General features: G+C 37.7%; 16 protein-coding genes and 2 pseudogenes. 6 read left to right on the top strand and 12 right to left on the bottom strand.

Going from position 1 to position 19,041, the window contains the following annotated elements:
* Positions 1 to 145: 145 nt before the first annotated feature.
* The 11 genes and pseudogenes from ABIQ28_RS01525 to hemA form a co-directional block, all read right to left on the bottom strand.
* On the bottom strand, positions 146 to 553 hold the full coding sequence (locus ABIQ28_RS01525; RefSeq protein WP_348034983.1) for an Lrp/AsnC family transcriptional regulator: 408 nt from the start codon (positions 551 to 553) through the stop codon (positions 146 to 148).
* 163 nt (positions 554 to 716) lie between these two features.
* Positions 717 to 1,709, bottom strand: a complete 993-nt coding sequence (hemB, locus tag ABIQ28_RS01520) for a porphobilinogen synthase (protein WP_348034982.1) — start codon at positions 1,707 to 1,709, stop codon at positions 717 to 719.
* A 75-nt stretch (positions 1,710 to 1,784) separates the two neighbouring features.
* On the bottom strand, positions 1,785 to 2,726 hold the full coding sequence (gene hemF / locus ABIQ28_RS01515) for an oxygen-dependent coproporphyrinogen oxidase (RefSeq protein WP_348034986.1): 942 nt from the start codon (positions 2,724 to 2,726) through the stop codon (positions 1,785 to 1,787).
* 189 nt (positions 2,727 to 2,915) lie between these two features.
* A pseudogene (locus tag ABIQ28_RS01510) lies at positions 2,916 to 3,263 on the bottom strand (transposase); the annotation flags it as partial.
* Positions 3,264 to 3,299: 36 nt separating this feature from the next.
* On the bottom strand, positions 3,300 to 3,845 hold the full coding sequence (locus ABIQ28_RS01505; protein ID WP_348034981.1) for a GNAT family N-acetyltransferase: 546 nt from the start codon (positions 3,843 to 3,845) through the stop codon (positions 3,300 to 3,302).
* Positions 3,835 to 4,596, bottom strand: coding sequence for an EI24 domain-containing protein (locus tag ABIQ28_RS01500; protein ID WP_348034980.1), 762 nt, complete (start codon positions 4,594 to 4,596; stop codon positions 3,835 to 3,837). Before ABIQ28_RS01500 ends, ABIQ28_RS01505 begins: the two co-directional genes overlap by 11 nt.
* Before the next feature lie 57 nt (positions 4,597 to 4,653).
* Complete coding sequence (gene hemE / locus ABIQ28_RS01495) at positions 4,654 to 5,685, bottom strand: uroporphyrinogen decarboxylase (RefSeq protein ID WP_348034979.1); 1,032 nt, start codon at positions 5,683 to 5,685, stop codon at positions 4,654 to 4,656.
* A gap of 80 nt (positions 5,686 to 5,765) precedes the next feature.
* A complete protein-coding gene (locus ABIQ28_RS01490) occupies positions 5,766 to 6,452 on the bottom strand; it encodes a TrkA family potassium uptake protein (RefSeq protein ID WP_348034978.1) in 687 nt (228 codons plus the stop codon).
* 3 nt (positions 6,453 to 6,455) lie between these two features.
* Complete coding sequence (locus ABIQ28_RS01485; protein ID WP_348034977.1) at positions 6,456 to 8,195, bottom strand: potassium transporter TrkG; 1,740 nt, start codon at positions 8,193 to 8,195, stop codon at positions 6,456 to 6,458.
* A 56-nt stretch (positions 8,196 to 8,251) separates the two neighbouring features.
* The gene (hemC, locus tag ABIQ28_RS01480; RefSeq protein WP_348034975.1) at positions 8,252 to 9,832 is read right to left on the bottom strand and encodes a hydroxymethylbilane synthase; all 1,581 of its coding nucleotides are present in this window, start codon (positions 9,830 to 9,832) and stop codon (positions 8,252 to 8,254) included.
* Entirely contained in the window at positions 9,825 to 11,069 is a 1,245-nt protein-coding gene (gene hemA, locus ABIQ28_RS01475) for a glutamyl-tRNA reductase (protein WP_348034985.1), read from the bottom strand. Before hemA ends, hemC begins: the two co-directional genes overlap by 8 nt.
* Before the next feature lie 214 nt (positions 11,070 to 11,283).
* On the opposite strand from hemA, the gene ABIQ28_RS01470 reads away from it, so the two are divergent.
* The 6 genes and pseudogenes from ABIQ28_RS01470 (at position 11,284) to ABIQ28_RS01445 (ending at position 17,844) form a co-directional block, all read left to right on the top strand.
* Complete coding sequence (locus ABIQ28_RS01470; RefSeq protein ID WP_348034984.1) at positions 11,284 to 12,177, top strand: AraC family transcriptional regulator; 894 nt, start codon at positions 11,284 to 11,286, stop codon at positions 12,175 to 12,177.
* Between the two features lie 127 nt (positions 12,178 to 12,304).
* Complete coding sequence (gene hemH / locus ABIQ28_RS01465; RefSeq protein ID WP_348034974.1) at positions 12,305 to 13,339, top strand: ferrochelatase; 1,035 nt, start codon at positions 12,305 to 12,307, stop codon at positions 13,337 to 13,339.
* Positions 13,339 to 14,691, top strand: a pseudogene (locus tag ABIQ28_RS01460) (MATE family efflux transporter). Before hemH ends, ABIQ28_RS01460 begins: the two are co-directional and overlap by 1 nt.
* Positions 14,692 to 14,705: 14 nt before the next feature.
* Positions 14,706 to 15,254, top strand: a complete 549-nt coding sequence (locus tag ABIQ28_RS01455) for a CopD family protein (RefSeq protein WP_348034973.1) — start codon at positions 14,706 to 14,708, stop codon at positions 15,252 to 15,254.
* 268 nt (positions 15,255 to 15,522) lie between these two features.
* A complete protein-coding gene (locus tag ABIQ28_RS01450; RefSeq protein WP_348034971.1) occupies positions 15,523 to 16,974 on the top strand; it encodes an ATP-binding protein in 1,452 nt (483 codons plus the stop codon).
* 87 nt (positions 16,975 to 17,061) lie between these two features.
* A complete protein-coding gene (locus tag ABIQ28_RS01445) occupies positions 17,062 to 17,844 on the top strand; it encodes an enoyl-CoA hydratase-related protein (RefSeq protein ID WP_348034970.1) in 783 nt (260 codons plus the stop codon).
* Positions 17,845 to 18,108: 264 nt separating this feature from the next.
* Here ABIQ28_RS01445 and ABIQ28_RS01440 read toward each other — a convergent pair.
* On the bottom strand, positions 18,109 to 19,041 hold a 933-nt coding region (locus ABIQ28_RS01440; RefSeq protein WP_348034969.1), incomplete at its 5' end, for a S46 family peptidase.

Genomic DNA, 19,041 nt, shown 5'->3' with positions numbered 1-19,041 from the left:
TCTTTTTCTTCAGAATCCAAAATGGAAATGGAAGCAATACCGTCTTCGTCACCAACAATTTTGGTGAAACCTAATGGCGATTTGATAATGCAAGTTTCCATTTGCCTTTAAGATTCTAAGGATTTTTTTGAGGAATCGGTTTGACCTAACTTTCCAAAATTATGCTCGTATTGGGAACGCCATATTGCGAAATGCGCTCTAAAAAAGTAACCAGATCTTTATTGCTTTTGAAATATGCAAGAATGCATAAGCGGTCTTCTCCAGTAATGCGATCACAACGCTGTACTTCCTCGTGATGAATGATTTGATTATAGGCCGTTCTTACTGTGCTCGATTGATGAATTGTTAAATGGATATAGGCCTTTGTTGTGACGCCAAATTTTTCATCATTGAGTTTAAGGGAATAGCCTAAAATAATCCCTTTGTCTTCCAATTGTTTCACGCGTTTGCCGATAGCAGGGGCAGAGAGCTCAACCTTTTTGCCAATGGTAGCAAAGGATTCTCGTGAATTTTTGCGAAGCATTTGAATAATTTGTTTATCGATGTCGTCCATTGGAATCAAAATTAGAATTACGTTTTATCAATTTAATCGAAATTAAATATATCGAAATAATTTTGAATAGAAATCAAAAAAAGCGCATTTCAAAGGTCTCTATTTTTTAAATAACCTTTGAAATGCGCTTTAGATAATAACTTTCCTGTTGAAATGAGGCGTTTTACTTATTTAAAAGTCGCACCACATCCTTCGCAAAGTAACTCGCAATGATATCGGCTCCAGCACGTTTAATGGCTGTAATTTGTTCCATCATGACCGCATCATGGTTGAGCCAACCTCTTTCGGCAGCTGCTTTTAGCATCGCATATTCTCCTGAAACCTGATACACGGCAACAGGTACATTGACGGCATTCTTGATTTCACGGACGATATCCAAATAGCATAAACCTGGCTTTATCATTACGATGTCAGCACCTTCATCAATATCCATTTCGGTTTCTCGGATCGCTTCCCAACGGTTACCATAATCCATTTGATAGGTTTTTTTATCTTTTGGAATGTTAAGCATGTCCACAGGTGCAGAATCCAACGCATCACGGAAAGGTCCATAAAACGCGGAAGCATATTTGGCGGAGTAGCTCATAATGCCTGTATCGGTAAAACCTTCATGTTCGAGTGCTTCACGAATGGCCAAAATACGACCATCCATCATATCACTCGGGGCAACAAAATCGGCACCAGCTCGCGCATGCGAAACACTCATTTGTGCCATAAGATCCGCACTTTCATCATTTAAAATAATGCCGTTTTTGACGATGCCATCATGTCCATAAGCTGAGTATGGATCAAAGGCTACGTCAGTCATCACGAGCATATCAGGACAGGCGTTTTTGACGGTTTTAATGGCGCGTTGCATCAGTCCGTCTGGATTAATGGTTTCGGTGCCTTTATTGTCTTTTAAATTGTCGGGAACTTTAACAAAGAGCAATACCGATTTCAGACCCATATTCCAAAGATCTTTAATTTCATTTTCGAGTAAATCCAGGCTGTATCTAAAGTAATTTGGCATGGATGCAATTTCTTCTTTTACGCCTCTTCCTTCTGTTACAAAAATTGGAACGATAAAATCGTTAGGTGTAATGATCGTTTCTCTTACCAATGATCGAATGGCTTCGTTGGTTCTTAATCTTCTATTTCTTCTTAATGGATACATAATTTTAGTCTTTAGTTTGCAGTCATCAGTCATCAGTCTGCAGTTAATATTTATGAGACCTGTGAGGTCTTGTTTTTAGAATTTAATCCAATCCTTAGGTTTTTTTAATAGGTCTATCAATTTTTCTTCGTCGCTGCCTTTTTCAGGATGATGGTCATAAACCCATTGCACATGTGGAGGCAGGCTCATCAAAATACTTTCGATGCGTCCGTTGGTTTTTAATCCAAATAAGGTGCCTTTATCATGAACTAAATTAAATTCTACATAACGTCCACGACGGATTTCCTGCCAGGTGCGTTGCGCGTCAGTATAAGGAAGGTCTTTTCTTTTTTCAACTATAGGGACATAACATTCCAGGAAACTGTCGCCAACTTCAGTTACAAAGCTGTACCAATCTTCCATGGACATCTCATCAGTGGCTTTGCAATAATCAAAAAATAAACCGCCAAGACCACGGGCTTCCTCGCGATGTGTGTTCCAGAAATAATCATCACATTTCTTTTTATACAACTCGTAAAAATGAGGTTGATGCTTATCGCAAGCCGTTTTACAGACGTGATGAAAATGAATCGCATCATCATCAAATAAATAGTAAGGCGTTAAATCCTGTCCGCCACCAAACCAAGAATCAACAATGTTGCCTTGTTGATCATACATTTCAAAATAGCGCCAATTGGCATGAACTGTGGGCACCATCGGATTTTTGGGATGTAATACCAAACTCAGTCCGCAGGCAAAGAAATTGGCATCTTTGACGCCAAAATACTGTTGCATACTATCTGGGAGTTCGCCGTGAACTGCGGAAATATTAACACCTCCTTTTTCGAAAACATTGCCGTTTTCAACAACTCTTGTTCTTCCGCCGCCGCCTTCAGGACGTTCCCAAACATCTTGTCGAAATTTGGCTTTCCCATCTATCGCTTCGAGTTTTGAGGTAATGGTGTCTTGAAGGTTTAGGATGTAATTGTAAAATTTATCTTTTGTTGGAAGACCTGTAAGGTTTTTAAAACCTGACAGGTCTATAGCTTCTGGTTTTTGACTGTTATGGGTAAACATAAAATTTTTCATATCTGCGAATAAATTTAGGATGTAATCTTTTTTATTTGAAATGAGACTTGGCTCATTTTGAATAAACGCATTAAAAGATGAAAATCTATAATCTCCGAAATCTTCGACTACACCATGGTTTTCAGGGTTTTTATGAATATACAATACTAGGTTTTTAAGATAATTTTCATCTTTGATCGCAACTCTTTTGAAAGGTCTTTCAAATAGCGCTCCTGTTCTTGAATTTTCCTTATTGAATGCTTTGGAATAGGCATTGAATAAATTTGAAAAAGCTTGGGATGCTTCCTTTTCATCAGAAATAATTTGAACTGCCATATGAAAATGATTATTCATCAAACAATAACAAAGAATATCAACTTTGGAAGTGAGATGCTTTTCGACCAATTGAAGGAAGTATTGCATATTATCTTCGTTATTAAATAATAGACCACTATTTATACCTCTATTATAAATATGATAATAATGTTCTTGTTTCAGTGTTTCCATTTTAATTATTTTAGATCTTACAAACCTGACAGGTTTCTAAAACCTGTCAGGTCTTGACAACTCAAAAAGTTCCATAGCAAGCGGTGTTCCATTCAAAGTCATAAACTCATCTTCTAAAGTTTCTACCCATTGGAAACCCGATTGTAAGGCCACATTAACACTTGGTAAATTGGTTTTGTGCACAATGATTTGAAGTATTTCAAGTCCCATGGTTTCAATGACATAGTCGGACGTTGCTTTTATAGCTGTACTCATCAGTCCTTCGCCCTTAAAACGTTTGCCGATGCAATAAGCGAATTCGGCTTTTTTAGTTTCCCAATCCAAGTTTTTTAGAATAATCATGCCGAGGATATTTCGGCTGTGTTTATCATTAATTACAAATACAAAGGCTTTCTTTTTTTTGGCTGCTTTAATTTTCCGAGCGATATAGTTTTTTGTACTTTCCAAGGTTGTGTTTTCCCCTAATGTTTTAGGGAGATACTTCATAAAACGTTCGGTATTGGACACGAGTAATTTGTTCAGCTGCAAAGCATTTTTAGGTTGTAATAATGAAATGGAAAAATGTTCTGAACTATATATCATTGGATTTTAATCGGTTTTGATCTTTAAGCAAAGCCACGGTTTCGGTTGATGCCGCAGTGACTGACAAAGGTAATACGAGAATGATTCCAATCACTGGAATCAATAAAAACAACATGAAAACCATCCCGTTTCCAATGGCCAATCCTCGATGTTGTTTTACAAATTTAATACTTTCGTCGTATTTAAAATGACGTTCCAAAGTGTAATCCATATTTCCAAAACCTGCATAATAGGCCTGAACTAAAAACAATAAAACGGTGGATGCAAGGCCGATAATTGGAATAAAACCTATGAGTAAAATAGGAAAGGTCAACAACAATTCCATCATCAGATTTCGGACGTTAATTCGAATGCCTCTCCATAACTGTTCAGAAAATGAAGTGTCCCGATGCTGATGGCGTTCCACACCTAATAAATGGGATTCAATTTTTTCAGATACCGGACTCATAAAAGGCGCCGAAAGGGCCATCACAATATGCTTGTAAAGAATAAATCCTAAGATAAGAATCAACACACCACTCAAGATTTCGCTGATTAAGGAAAAGGTTTCCTTTCCTCGTTCCCAAGCCCAAAGTTTTGAAATGTAAAACGCGAAATTATCAGCAAAGGTATAAGCCGCTAAAATGATGGCGGAGGCAATCAAAAAACTAATCAACATCGGCACACGAAAATATTTCCAAAGTCCGAGTTTGGAAATTAATTTCAATGTTCCAGCATAAGCTTTGATGCCTTTGAAGATGTTTTTAATCATACACTGAGATGAGACCTCATAGGTTTTAAAAACCTGTGAGGTCTTTTAAATGCTTATCTAATTTGGACTCTTATATTCTTTTACGGCATCAATAAATGCTTTCGCATTGTCTAATGGAATATTTGGTAAAATGCCGTGACCTAAATTGACGATATATCGGTCTTTTCCAAATTCATTAATCATTTGAGTGACCATTTTCTTGATTACTGCAGGTGGCGAGAATAATCTGGAAGGATCAAAATTGCCTTGCAAAGTTATTTTTCCGCCAGTTAAGTAACGCGCATTTTGCGGAGAACACGTCCAGTCAATACCCAACGCTGTGGCGTTCGATTTGGCCATGTCGCCCAATGCAAACCAACAGCCTTTTCCAAAAGCAATTACAGGGGCGTGATCCTTTAAAGCTTCAATAATCTGATTGATATATTGCCAAGAGAATTCATTGTAATCTGCAGGCGCTAACATGCCTCCCCAAGAATCAAATATCTGTACCGCATCACATCCAGCCGCAACTTTAGCTTGCAAATACGTAATGGTTGTATCCGTTATCTTTTGTAATAACTGGTGTGCGGCAATAGGATTTGTAAAACAAAATTGTTTGGCTTTATCAAAGTTCTTGCTGCCTTGGCCTTGTACGCAGTAGCATAAAATCGTCCAAGGTGATCCTGCAAAACCAATTAGTGGCACTTCGTTATTCAATAATTCTTTGGTGGCTTTAATGGCTTGCATCACATAATCCAGCTCCACATGAACATCAGGAACAATTACATTGTCCACATCTTGTTGCGTGCGGATAGGATTTGGCAAATAAGGTCCAAAGTCAGGTTTCATTTGTACCTCGATATTCATCGCTTGTGGAATGACCAAAATATCACTGAATAAAATGGCAGCGTCCATTCCATAACGACGGATAGGTTGTACGGTAATTTCGCTCGCTAATTCTGGCATTCGACATCGGGTAAAGAAATCGTATTTTTTTCTGATTTCCATGAATTCAGGTAGATAACGTCCGGCTTGACGCATCATCCAAACTGGTGGACGTTCAACTGTTTCGCCTTTTAATGCTCTTAAGTATAAATCGTTTTTTATCATTTCTTTTTTTAAAATAGCCCCAAAATCTGGGATTTCTAGGTTAAACTAATTTTTTATTTTACTCTGGACTTTATAAGTCTTTACTTTTTATTGCTTAAAGTGGTAATTTTTTCATCCAACCCAAAAACAACCATGATATCATCTTTTTCGATACGTGTGGTTGCGGTAGGAACGCCAATCACTTCGTTTACTTTGGTAGTCGCTCCAATAAAATTGGTTTTTTCTTTGGTACGTAATAAGGTTACGATGTTGACTTTATATTTTATCCTGATGTCTAATTCTCCAATTGTTTTACCGATAAAACTTTCAGGCGGTTTAATTTCTGAAATAGAATAGTGGTCATCTATTTTATAATTATCGATGAGGTTTTTCAAATTGATCTTATACGTCAATTTTTCAGCGGCTTCTTTCTCTGGATGAACGATCACATCAATGCCCATAGCCTGTAAAACGGTGTCATGAATGTCCGATAAGGATCTACTGATGATTTTTCCTGAACATAATTTTTTTACGATGGCGGTGGTTATAATGGCAGCACCTTCGTTTTCGCCAATGGCCACCACGATTAAATCTGCTTGTTTGGTGGGAAGTGCTTGATACGCTTGTTCGTTGGTGGCATCCATACACACCACATGTGCCAATTTATCTTTGGCAAGATTTACTTTTTCCATCTGTTTGTCAACGGCAATAACTTCATTACCTGTCTCTGTCAGGTTTAAAGCTAAGGACAAACCAAAATTTCCGAGACCAATGATAATAATTTTCATCTTTTAATTGATTAAAATAGGTTCTTGAGGATATTGATAAAATTTTTGTTCTATCTGACCTAACATGCCAAATAATAGGTTTAAGGTGCCGATTCTACCCAAAAACATGACTAGGATGATAACGTATTTACTCGGAACACTTAGGGTTGGTGTGAGGTTTAAGCTCAAACCAACCGTGCCATAAGCTGAAAAGCACTCAAAAGCTATCGGCAAGATGCCTGCGTTAGGTTCGAAAAACAGGAGTAATAAGATGCTAAGGCCGATTACTAAAAGCGAAATCATGATAATCGCAAAAGCTCTGTTGACCGAACTGCTAGAGATTTCCCTAGTGTTAATTTCTATTCTATTTCGACCACGTGCCGTCGCATAAATATTGAGCATGGCAATGGCGAAGGTGCTGGTTTTTATCCCACCACCGGTAGATGCTGGAGAGGCTCCAATCCACATTAAAAAAATGACAAACAATAGGGATGGCGTCGCAACATGTGTATAATCTATGGTATTAAAACCTGCAGTTCTGGGCGTCACAGATGAGAACATTGCCGAGGTAATGCGTCCATAGAGCGTGACATGTTCTTTTAGCGAGTGATTGGCTTCTGCAAAAAAGAAAAAGACAAAACCAGCTAACAATAGGATACAGGTGGTAATAAATATGATTTGTGAATTCAGCTTAAAAACTCTGACGGGCAATGTTTTAATATTATTTACAAAAAAATTGCTGAAAGCCGTTTTGAAATAAATATATGAATTGTAGACGATATTATAGCCTAAGCCTCCTATGACAATCAATAGCATAATAGCCCATTGCAGGGAATAGGCAAATCGGTAACTAGGATCATAAAAACCTCCAACGGCAGTAGAAAAACCTGCATTACAAAAAGCGGAAATGGCATGGAATATAGAGAAGAAGAGTTTGTCTTTTACATTATCAATTTGATCAATCGAAAAATAGATGCAGGCGGCACCGATCATTTCGACAGTTAAGGTAAATAAAACCACACGAGCTGCTATTTTTAAAACATCTTGAAGATTTTCTGAAGCCGTAAAATCTTTGACATAGAGGCCTTCTCTAAAGGACGAATTTTCTCTAAAAAAATAAGCGAAAAATGATGTAAAAGTCAGAATGCCTAAGCCTCCAATTTGAATTAAAGCCAAGATAACTCCTTGGCCCAATTGCGTAAAATCATTAGCGGTGTCCAATACTGTTAATCCGGTTACACAAATAGCGCTGGTAGCGGTAAATAATGCGTCAATAAAACTTATGCCGTGAGCAGTAACTTTAGGAAGCATTAAAAACAATGCACCTATAAAAGAGAAAATAAAAAAACTCCCTACAAAAAGAATGGCCGGATTGAAGTAGATTTTATAAACAAACTTTATCAGCATGGAAAGCCTCATAAGCAAGTATAAAAATAGGCCCACCTCAAATATAACCCTGCATTGTTTTAACGCAGGAATCATATCCTGTCCTTGATTCAGTAACAAATAAAGACCTGACGACGTTAGGGTCGCCGTTAATAAAATCAAGTTGAATATTAAGGTTTTCCTTATTCCTGCATCGTCGAATTGGAAATATTTTAAAATATTAAATCCAATTAAAACACTTGTAAGCGTAAAAAAGACAAGAATTTTATAAGGTTTGTAGTCGTCATTAATGGTAAATCCAAAATCGAATATCAAGAAAAACAAGATGAGAATATCGATAAAACGATATAAATTCTTGAATGATTTTAGATTGACCATGGACCACCTATTTAGGAGCTATAAATTTAAGTTATTTTTATAACCTTACTGATAATCTAATGGTTATAATGTTCATTCACTAAATCAATGACACTTTCAACCGTCGGAATTTTGGCGACTCTCACATCCTCAAAATACTTTTTAGCTTCCGTGGCCGTAGTTTCTCCTATACAATAAGCGATCTTTTTATCTGCCGTATTGTTGATCATATAACTGTCCACTGTGGACGGGCTATAAAACATAATACCTTCAACATTTGAATCAATTTTTTCAGAGTCGAGAATGGTTTTATAAGCTTCAACCTCATTGACTTTAATGTGATTGTTTTGTAAGGTCGTGGAAATTTCATCCAAGCGAATGTCACTGCAAAAGTGCGTCACTTCGGTGCCATCCATGAATTCTACCAAATAGGCAGCCAGATCTTTAGCATAATTTTCAGAATGTTTGACCTTTCCGATTTTAGTTTCGATCAACCTTTTGGTGCGTCGCCCAACACAATAAATGTTTTTAAACTGTAATTCTTCTTTAGGAACACTAGAGAGAATGGCTTCTACCGCATTTTGACTCGTGATGATGACGTTGTCAATTTTCGATTTTAAAACAGGCTTCGAAATCCTGTTAAAGCTTATTTTTAAGAAATCTGTGCTGGCCGCATGTACATTTTTAAAAAGCTGACGTTGGCCTTCGCTCAAATTGCGAGTAGAAAAAACTTGAATCTGTTTCTCCTCGTCTCTCAGATCATTCATTAATCGCTGACCACCACGGTCTATGACGTAATCGGCCGCAAATTGTGCGATATTATGATGGTTGCCCAATTTTTCTTTACGCGTTACCTCAATCTTTTTCGTTCCATCTAAACTCAATAGGACGCCTTGAAAAGATACTTCTTCATCTTTAATGAATGCTAAAGCGCCAATTGGAGCAGAGCAACCACCTTCCAATAAATTTAAAAATTGACGCTCAATCGTGGTACATATTTCGGTCTCCTCGTGGTTGATTTCCTTAAGGATGGTCAATACATCTTCATCAACTTCACGTGCAGTGATCATGATGGCGCCTTGTGCCGGAGCTGGAACCATCCAATCAAGATTGATCGCATCTTCTGGACGTACGCCAATTCTGCCAATGCCTGCTGCTGCAAAAATAGCCGCATTCCAATCCTCATTATCTTGCAGTTTTTCAAGTCTGGTATTAATGTTGCCGCGTAATCCGACAATGGTATGGGTTGGATATCGGTTAAGCCATTGTGCTTTTCGTCTTAAACTACCTGTTGCAATGACGGCATCTTTTTGAGATAAAAATTCTTCATTATTCTTAAATACTAAAGTGTCTCTCACATTGCCACGTTTTAAAACGGCTGCCTGAACGATGCCTTGTGGCAAAATCGTAGGTACGTCTTTAAGTGAATGTACCGCAATATCGATTTGATTGTTGAGCATGGCCTCGTCTAATATTCGAGTGAAAACACCTACAATTCCCATTTCATAAATGGGTTTGTCAAGTCGCAAATCGCCTGTTGATTTTACAGGTACCAATACCGTTTTATGACCCAGATGTTGGAGTTGTTGTTGTACAGTTTTGGCTTGCCATAGCGCTAATTCGCTATCGCGAGTACCAATTCTTATAAGTTTAGACATTTGTAGTGGATTCTAATTGGAACACTTTTCTGATGAGTTCAATGCTGTCATCAGTTGACATATGATCTGTTTTGAGATGGTATGCAAAGTGATTTGTTATTTTTTGGATGATATTATTGCTGATTAATTCTGCTTGTGCTTCATTGAAATCCGCATGTTTTTTACGTTGGGTTTCCAATTCCGCATTTTTTAAATCAAGCAATTTGTGCTTTAATGCTTTGATGGTTGGGGCAAATTTTCGAGTGGCAAGCCAGCTGTTAAAATCCAGTTTTACTTCTTCTAAAATTTGCTCCGCCAAAGGTATAAATTCTTTTCTGCGTTCTAAGGTATCATCAGTCATTTTTGATAAATCATCAAGATGAATCAAGGTCACATTTGATAATTCCGTGACATCTGGATTCACGTTTCTTGGAATCGATAAATCTAAAATCAAAATTGGCTTATTAGATTGGATGGATTCTTTCGTTACCGTTGGACTTTGGGCACCTGTAGCAACAATCAAAATATCGGAAGCATTGATTTCTTTTTGAAGATCGGCATAATCTTTAACCAACAAATTGAACTTCCCAGCAATGGCTTCAGCTTTGGTTTTAGTTCTGTTAATTAAGGTGATATGTTCGTTTTTGGTGTGTTTTACCAGGTTTTCGCAGGTGTTTCTCCCGATTTTTCCAATGCCAAAGAGTAAAATGTTTTTTTCTGAAACATTCTGAATATTGCTCATGATATATTGAACGGATGCAAAAGAGACGGAAGTTGCGCCTGATGAAATTTCTGTTTCATTTTTGATGCGTTTGCTCGCTTGAATAACGGCATTCAGTAAACGTTCTGTGAAAGGATTAAGCAATCCCTTTTTTTTGGATGCTTTTGCGCTTGTTCTTAATTGACTGATAATTTCAAAATCCCCTAAAATCTGACTGTCAAGTCCAGAACCGACGCGGAACATGTGCGAAACAGCCTCGTTGTTTTTTAAAATATAAGCCACGTGCTGAAATTCTTCAATCGTTCCTTTAGAGTTATCACAAAGTAATTTGATGAGTTGGTAAGGATGTTCAGCAAAACCGTAAAGTTCGGTTCGGTTGCAGGTTGAGGTCACAATGAGACTTTCAATGCCCGCTTCTTTGGCCTGATTTAAAAGGTTTTTTTTAGAAGTGTCATCTAAACTAAAAAGGCCTCTAATAGTAGCATCAGCCTTTTTATAACTCAATCCAATGGCATAAAAATAGGTTCCTTTCAGCATATGATAGTAATCGGTAACGGTTTTTAGAAATTGAAAAGACAAAAGTATAACTGTCCTTTAAATAATAAACAACGCTAAACGGACTATAAGTGTCGCTTGGTGTTTTTTATCTTTTATTCTGTAATAAAATAATAAATGTTATACTTTTGCAGCAATAGCAACGCCTTATGAGTGGTTTGTTTAGAACGAATCTAAATAAGGTGTATAAATTTTGATGAGAATGGATTTGGAAAATGTCGCTAAAGGTTCTTTTACAGAAACTCGAATTGATCATGATTTTTTGGTATTGACCTATCAAAACGATAGCAATACTGTAGAAACTATTGAACGTGGAATTGATAGTAGTTTTATTCAATTCCATTTTTGTTTGAAAGGGGCGAGTAAGTTCATATTTAATAATGGGCGGTATGCTTTAGATATATTAGAAGAAAACTCCTTGTTACTTTATAATCCACAACAGGATTTGCCCATCCATTTGGAAATGCATCCAAATTCGTCGTTAGTATCGATTTTGATCTCCATTAAAAAATTCCACGGATTATTTTCGCAGGAAGCTGATTATATTTCTTTTTTAAGTGACGATAATAAGGATAAGAAATACTATCAGGACGGGAAAGTATCTCCATCCATGGCGATTGTTTTGACACAATTGATCCATTATAACTTGAATTCTTCTATCAGGAATCTTTATTATAAAGGAAAGGCTTATGAATTATTGAGTTTATATTTCAATAGAAATGAGGATGCCGACATTGAACAATGTCCGTTTTTGGTGGATGAAGCAAACGTTATCAAAATCAGGAAAGCCAAGGATATTGTGATTTCAAGAATGACCGAACCGCCGACGTTGCAAGAGCTATCGGAAGAAATAGGTTTAACCCTAAAAAAGCTGAAGGAAGGTTTTAAGCAAATTTACGGCGACTCAGTGTTCAGTTTTTTATTTGATTATAAGATGGAAGTGGCCAGAAAGTTATTGGAGTCCAATGAATACAATGTGAATGAAGTCGGCTTGAAAGTTGGTTACAGCTCATCGAGTCACTTTATAGCGGCATACAAAAAGAAATATGGGACAACGCCAAAGAAATATTTAATGTCGTTATCTTCGTAGAGTTGTAAAAATCTCGTAAGAGTTTATGTCAGATTTGAGAGATTTTCAAAATCTACGAATGATTTAAAGTATAAAAGTGATTGAAGTTTAATTTAAAAATAGATTCCTGCCTTCGCAGGAATGTCATATGAAAAAAGGAGTATTACTTGTTAATTTAGGCTCGCCAGATAGCCCAGAACCAAAAGATGTTAAACCTTATTTAAGTGAGTTTTTAATGGATGAACGCGTTATCGACGTTCCGGTTTGGTTACGAACTTTTATTGTAAAAGGGATCATTTTAAATACCCGACCTAAAGCATCTGCGGAAGCGTATAAAAAAATTTGGTGGGAGGAAGGATCGCCTTTAATCGTCATTTCAGAGCGCCTTCAGAAAAAGATACAAAAAAACACGCCGCTACCGGTTGCTTTAGCCATGCGTTATGGTAGCATGACCATCAAAAAAGGTCTTCAGGAGTTGGTGGACAAAGGTGTGGAAGAGGTGTTTTTGATGCCTTTATATCCACAATTTGCCATGGCAACGACCGAGACAATTTTGGTGTTGGCAGAAGAGATTCGAAAAGAACATTTTCCAAGCCTTAAAATTTCCGACTTAAAAGCATTTTACAATCGTGAAGATTATATTGAAGTGCTTTCGCATTCCATTGCAAGACATTTGAAAGATCATCCTTATGATCACCTATTGTTTTCATATCATGGTGTTCCAGAACGTCATATTCGTAAACGCGACATTACCAAATCACATTGTAAAATTGATAGGAGTTGTTGTATAACACCTTCTCCTGCACACGAGTTTTGCTATCGCCATCAGTGTTTGGAAGTGACACGCTTGGTAGCCGATAAGCTTAATTTGGTTCCTGGGACTTATACTTCATCGTTTCAGTCACGATTAGGAGTCGATCCTTGGTTGAAACCGGCTACCGATATTACTATTGAGCGTTTGGGAAAACAAGGCATCAAAAATTTAGCTGTTGTCACACCAGCATTTGTAAGTGATTGTTTAGAAACTTTAGAAGAAATTGCCATGGAAGGCTCAGAGATTTTCCATGAAATGGGCGGAAAAGGCTTTACGACAGTACCTTGTTTAAATGATGATGACGAATTTGTGGCTATTCTATCCAACTGGATCAATGAATGGGCTGCTGTTGAACCCGTAATTGCATAATGGAAAAGTTTTCCTCCCAGGATTTAGGCACACAACCCATTAGTAAACTTCTCATAAAGCAAGCTGTTCCGGCTTCTATTGGGATATTGGTCATGTCGCTCAATATTTTGGTGGATACTATTTTTGTAGGCAACTGGATTGGCTCGACGGCCATTGCGGCGATCAACGTGGTTTTACCAGTTTCGTTTTTTATTGCCGCTTTAGGAATGGCCATTGGTATTGGGGGTTCGTCTATAATATCAAGAGCCTTAGGGGCTGACAATCATAAAAAAGCACTTAAGGTATTTGGTAACCAAATCACTTTAACGTTAATATTGACGCTCTCCCTGGTTGCCGTGGGTCTGTTTTTTGCAGATTCCATTATTGAGTCCTTTGGTGGGAAAGGTGCCATTTTTGAACCCGCCAAAACCTATTATCAAATCGTACTTTACTGAGTGCCGCTTTTGGCACTTTGTATGATGGCCAACACGGTCATTCGTGCAGAAGGCAAACCTAAATTTGCCATGTATGCCATGATGATTCCATCGGTTTGTAATCTGATTATGGATTATATTTTCATCAACGTGATGGATTTTGGGATGGCAGGAGCAGCATGGGCGACAACACTATCTTATGTGATTTGTTTGGTATTTATTTTATGGTTTTTTGCCTCTAAAAAGTCAGAATTAAAAATCAATTTCACACATTTAGGACTGAATTTTCCGATTGTAAAGGAAATTACTTCTTTAGGTTTTGTAACCTTAGCGAGACAGGCCGTAGTAAGTGTTACCTACCTATTTATGAATAATATTCTGTTTGATCTGGGTGGAGAGGCCTCTGTGACGTCTTATGCCATTGCGGGTCGGATGTTGATGTTTGCCATGTTTCCAGTCCTAGGTGTTACGCAAGGGTTTTTGCCGATTGCGGGCTTTAACTATGGGGCTGAAAACTACCATCGGGTTAAGGAAACACTGAATACAGCCATCAAGTATGCCGCAATTTTAGCTAGTTTGGTATTTGTCGTATTGATGATTTTCCCGGAAAATATCGCCCGAATGTTTACTACGGATGCTGGTGTACTTCGGCAAGCGCCAAGTGATATGCGCTGGGTTTTTGCCGCAACACCTATTATTGCTTGGCAGTTGATAGGTGCGGCGTATTTTCAGGCGATTGGAAAAGCAAGACCGGCCTTATTGTTGACTTTAAGTAGGCAAGGTTTCATTTTCATTCCGCTCATCTTGATTTTGCCTAAATTTTATGGCGAATTGGGAGTGTGGATTTCTTTTCCAATTTCAGATGTTTTGGCCACCATCGTAACGGCTTATTTTTTGAATCGTGAGATCAAACGGAATTTGACACCTAAAGATATTTAAATAATTGCCGACCCATGGAATACTACAACTACATAAAATCGCTCCATCTTATTTTTGTCATCACTTGGTTTGCAGGACTTTTCTACATTCCAAGGTTGTTTGTATATCAAATTGAATCCTTTCACAAGCCATCTCCTGAAAAGGAAATTTTAGGAAAACAGCTCAAATTGATGGCGAATCGTTTATGGACGATTATCACCTGGCCTTCTGCAATATTGGCGACCGTTTTTGCGATTTGGTTAATCATTTTACAGCCACTTTGGTTGCAGCAAGGATGGATGCATGTGAAATTAGCATTCGTGGTATTGCTCATCTTTTATCACCTGAAAACACATCAGTACTATAAACAACTCCAGCGCGATGAGGTCAAAAAAACCTCCAATTTCATGCGATTGTGGAATGAGGGCGCTACTTTTATTTTGTTCGCCGTAGTGTTTCTGGTTATTCTAAAAAATTCCATCAGTTGGATTTTTGGAGTGGTTGGCATCTTAGTGCTAGGTGTTGTGTTGATGTTGGGTTTCAAACTTTACAAAAACATCCGGGAGAGAAATACGAACTCTTAAAAAACTTCAACCCATATCGCTGCTCTTTGTGAAACTTTGTATTTCCTTTGCGGAACTTTGAGACCTAACTTCTTCACGGTAAAATACTTGACACTACAAGGATTTCCCGCTGATCACACAGATTTTGCAGAAGCTTCACTAAATGGCATAATAAGTTTTGTTATAACAGCTAACTGTATTGGAATTTTGATATTTTAGTTTTTGAAATTTACGGCGCAGCCGTTTTTGGATTGATAATTGCTATCTTTATCGCACTACACTATTTTAAATGAGAATAAGACGATTTTCTTTACGCCTACGCATCTTTTTATCCATGATTCTGTTGGTGCTCATCGCTTCCGTTTTGATTGCAGGCGTAACCATTTACCAGTATAATGAAGAAGCACAAGCGTATCATAGAGATCGTTTGGAACGCAAGGAAGATAATATCAAGCGTCATATTGATTTTGTCATTCGCGGAACAACCTGGGAGGTCATTACCGAAAAGGTGCGATTGATTTTCAGGGAAGAGATTTATAAAATTGCAGATATCCACCAGAGTCAAATTGATATTTTTGATTTAGAGGGAAGTTTGATACTGTCTTCAAAATCGAGTATCGAAGGCGATGCGGGTTCACAATGTTTAAGCCCTCATATTTTAAATGTGCTTTCCAACACCGCAGAACACCGTTTTGTTGAAAAAACCATATTAAATGATCAAACCTACCAATCTTCTTACACTTACATTACCGATAAAAAGTTCAAGTCCATTGCTATTCTGAAATTGCCTTATCTTGAAAATGACGATTTTTTGAATAAGGAATTGAATGAGTTTTTAGAGCGTTTGGGCTATGCCTATTTTTTCATGTTGATATTGGCGATTGTTTTGGCCTATTTCCTATCCTCGTACATTACCAAATCGCTTAAAACCATAAGTGAAAAAATAAAAGCGACACGATTGGAAAAACGCAACAAAAAAATCGAAATCGAATCCTCCAGTGAGGAAATTGCGACTTTGGTAAGGTCATACAACAGTATGATTGATGAATTGGAGGAGAGTGCTGTTAAATTGGCAACCTCAGAGCGTGAACAGGCCTGGCGTGAAATGGCGAAACAAGTGGCCCATGAAATTAAAAATCCGTTGACGCCAATGCGTTTAAGTGTCCAAAGTTTTCAACGCAAATTTAATCATGCCGATCCTGAAATTTATCAAAAATTAGACGAATATAGCAAAACGCTCATCCAGCAAATTGATACGATGAGTTCCATTGCATCTGCCTTTTCCAATTTTGCGAGAATGCCAGCGCAGCAAAATGAAACCCTAAATGTGGTGGAGATTGTAAAATTGGCTTTAGATATTTTCAGTGAAGATTATATTGTTTTTGTAGCCGATGAAAAGGAAATTATTTCGAAGTTGGATCGTACGCAATTGATTCGTGTGGTTACCAATTTAGTCAAGAATGCGACGCAGGCCATTGCCGAAGATAAAGATCCTAAAGTTGTGGTCAGCGTGATGTCTGAAGGCAATATGGTCAAAATCGCAGTGTCCGATAATGGTAAAGGCATAACAGAAGCCGATTTTTCAAGAATATTTGAACCTAAGTTTACCACAAAATCCAGCGGCATGGGCCTCGGATTGGCCATGGTTAAAAATATAGTGGAAACTTACAATGGAACGATTACCTTTACTTCTCAAGAGGGAAGAGGAACAATTTTTACTGTGACGTTTCCTAAAGAATAAAGCAAAAGAGAAGAAATTTATTAATTGAGATCTCCGTCTTTGCTTCGACAAGCTCAACAACCACGCGGAGATAAAAAACACACAACTATGTCTTACGAAAACATCCTATCCAAAACAAAAGATGGTATCACGACGATTACCATCAACCGACCAAATAAGTTAAATGCTTTAAACAAGGCCACTATAAATGAGCTCAATCAAGCTTTTAAAGTGGCGAACAAAGATAAAAACACCAAGGTCATCATCCTTACGGGAAGTGGCGAGAAAGCTTTTGTCGCTGGTGCAGACATTAGCGAATTTGCCCATTTTGATGTAGAAGATGGCGGAAAGCTAGCAGCCAAAGGTCAAGAGTTATTATTCGATTATATTGAGAATTTATCAACTCCGGTAATTGCGGCAGTCAACGGATTTGCGCTTGGCGGGGGACTCGAATTAGCGATGGCCTGTCATTTCCGGATTGCGAGTGATAATGCTAAAATGGGCTTGCCAGAAACTTCTTTAGGCGTTATCCCCGGTTATGGAGGTACACAACGTTTGCCGCAATTAGTCGGCAAAGGCCGCGCTATGGAAATGGTCATGACCGCAAGTATGATTGATGCAGAAACTGCAAAAGCCTACGGATTGGTCAATCATGTGACCACACAAGATGATCTTATACCAATGTGTGAAAAGATTGCGGGTAAAATCATGCGCAATTCTCCTGTGGCCATTAAAGGCGCTATAAAAGCCATCAACGCCAATTATAAAGATGGTGTTGATGGTTTTAAAGTAGAGATCAAACAATTTGGAAAGTGTTTCGGCACTGAAGATTTTATCGAAGGGACAACAGCGTTTTTGGAAAAGCGTAAGGCGGAGTTTCAGGGAAAATAGAACGCAGATGACACAGATAGAGCAGATTTCCACTGATTTTATTTCTGCAATTTCGAAGGTTCTCTGATAAAATCCTTAAGATGAAGATTCCACACTAATCAGTTAAAATCATAGAAAATCAGCGTCATCTGCGTTCTAAAATATAGGATTGGTAACTCTGAAACATTAATAAATACAAGTAAAAAAATGCGAACCAGTTCATCCAGTTCGCATTTTTTTTTATTTTTAAACTTCCGTCTTCCGTCTTCCGTCTTCCGTCTTCTGTTAAGAATTTCCTCCAACAATCGTCAATTCGTCAACAATATGTTTGGCGTCAGAATATTTGTCAATCAACCAAAGTACATATCTGATATCAACGTTGATGGTGCGCTGTAAATCGCTGTCAAAAATAACATCTCCAGCCATCGCTTCAATGTTACCGTCAAAAGCTAAACCAATCAATTCACCTTTACCGTTGATTACAGGAGATCCTGAGTTACCGCCAGTAATATCATTGTCTGATAAAAAGTTTACTGAAAGTTCACCTCTTTCGTTGGCATAACGTCCGTAATCTTTTTTCGCGTACATGTCTAACATATGTGCTGGCAAATCAAATTCGTCATCATTTGGAACGTATTTAGCGATCATGCCTTTTAAGGTCGTGTAGTTGTTGAATTCTGCATCGTTTCTTGGATCAGCAGGTAAAGCTCTCACTTTTCCGTAGCTTAAACGCAAGGTAGAGTTAGCATCCGAATATTGGATTTTGCTCAATCCAGATTCACGTAATCCTGCAACCAACTTTCTGAAAGCCGCTTGATAATCATTCTCAGGTTTTACCAAACTTTCTGGTTGCTCTCTGTATTTCGTCATGATTTGATCAGAGAACGTATACAAAGGATCATTTTTCAGTTTTGAAGCATCTGGATTTGCTAAAAATGCGGTAATGCTTTCTTTTGAGCTAAAGATGCTGTTGTCAAACATTGAATCCACATAGGCTGTAAAGTCATTGTTGTTTTGTGCAGCAACTTCTTTTACGATTTCTGGAAGTGGATAATTCGTTTTAGAAGCATATAAATTCAACTGTCTAGCCAAAATTTCTTTTTCTAAAGGCAAGTGGTAATTTTTATAATTACTATCTATAAAACCTTCTAATCTTGGCAACATGTTTTCACGTGCGGCTTCATTGGCAGCAACATATTGCTCTAAAGCACTACCTAA

This window comes from Gelidibacter sp., assembly GCF_039916245.1.
GTDB lineage: Bacteria > Bacteroidota > Bacteroidia > Flavobacteriales > Flavobacteriaceae > Gelidibacter.
This window is presented reverse-complemented; position numbering and strand designations above follow the sequence as displayed.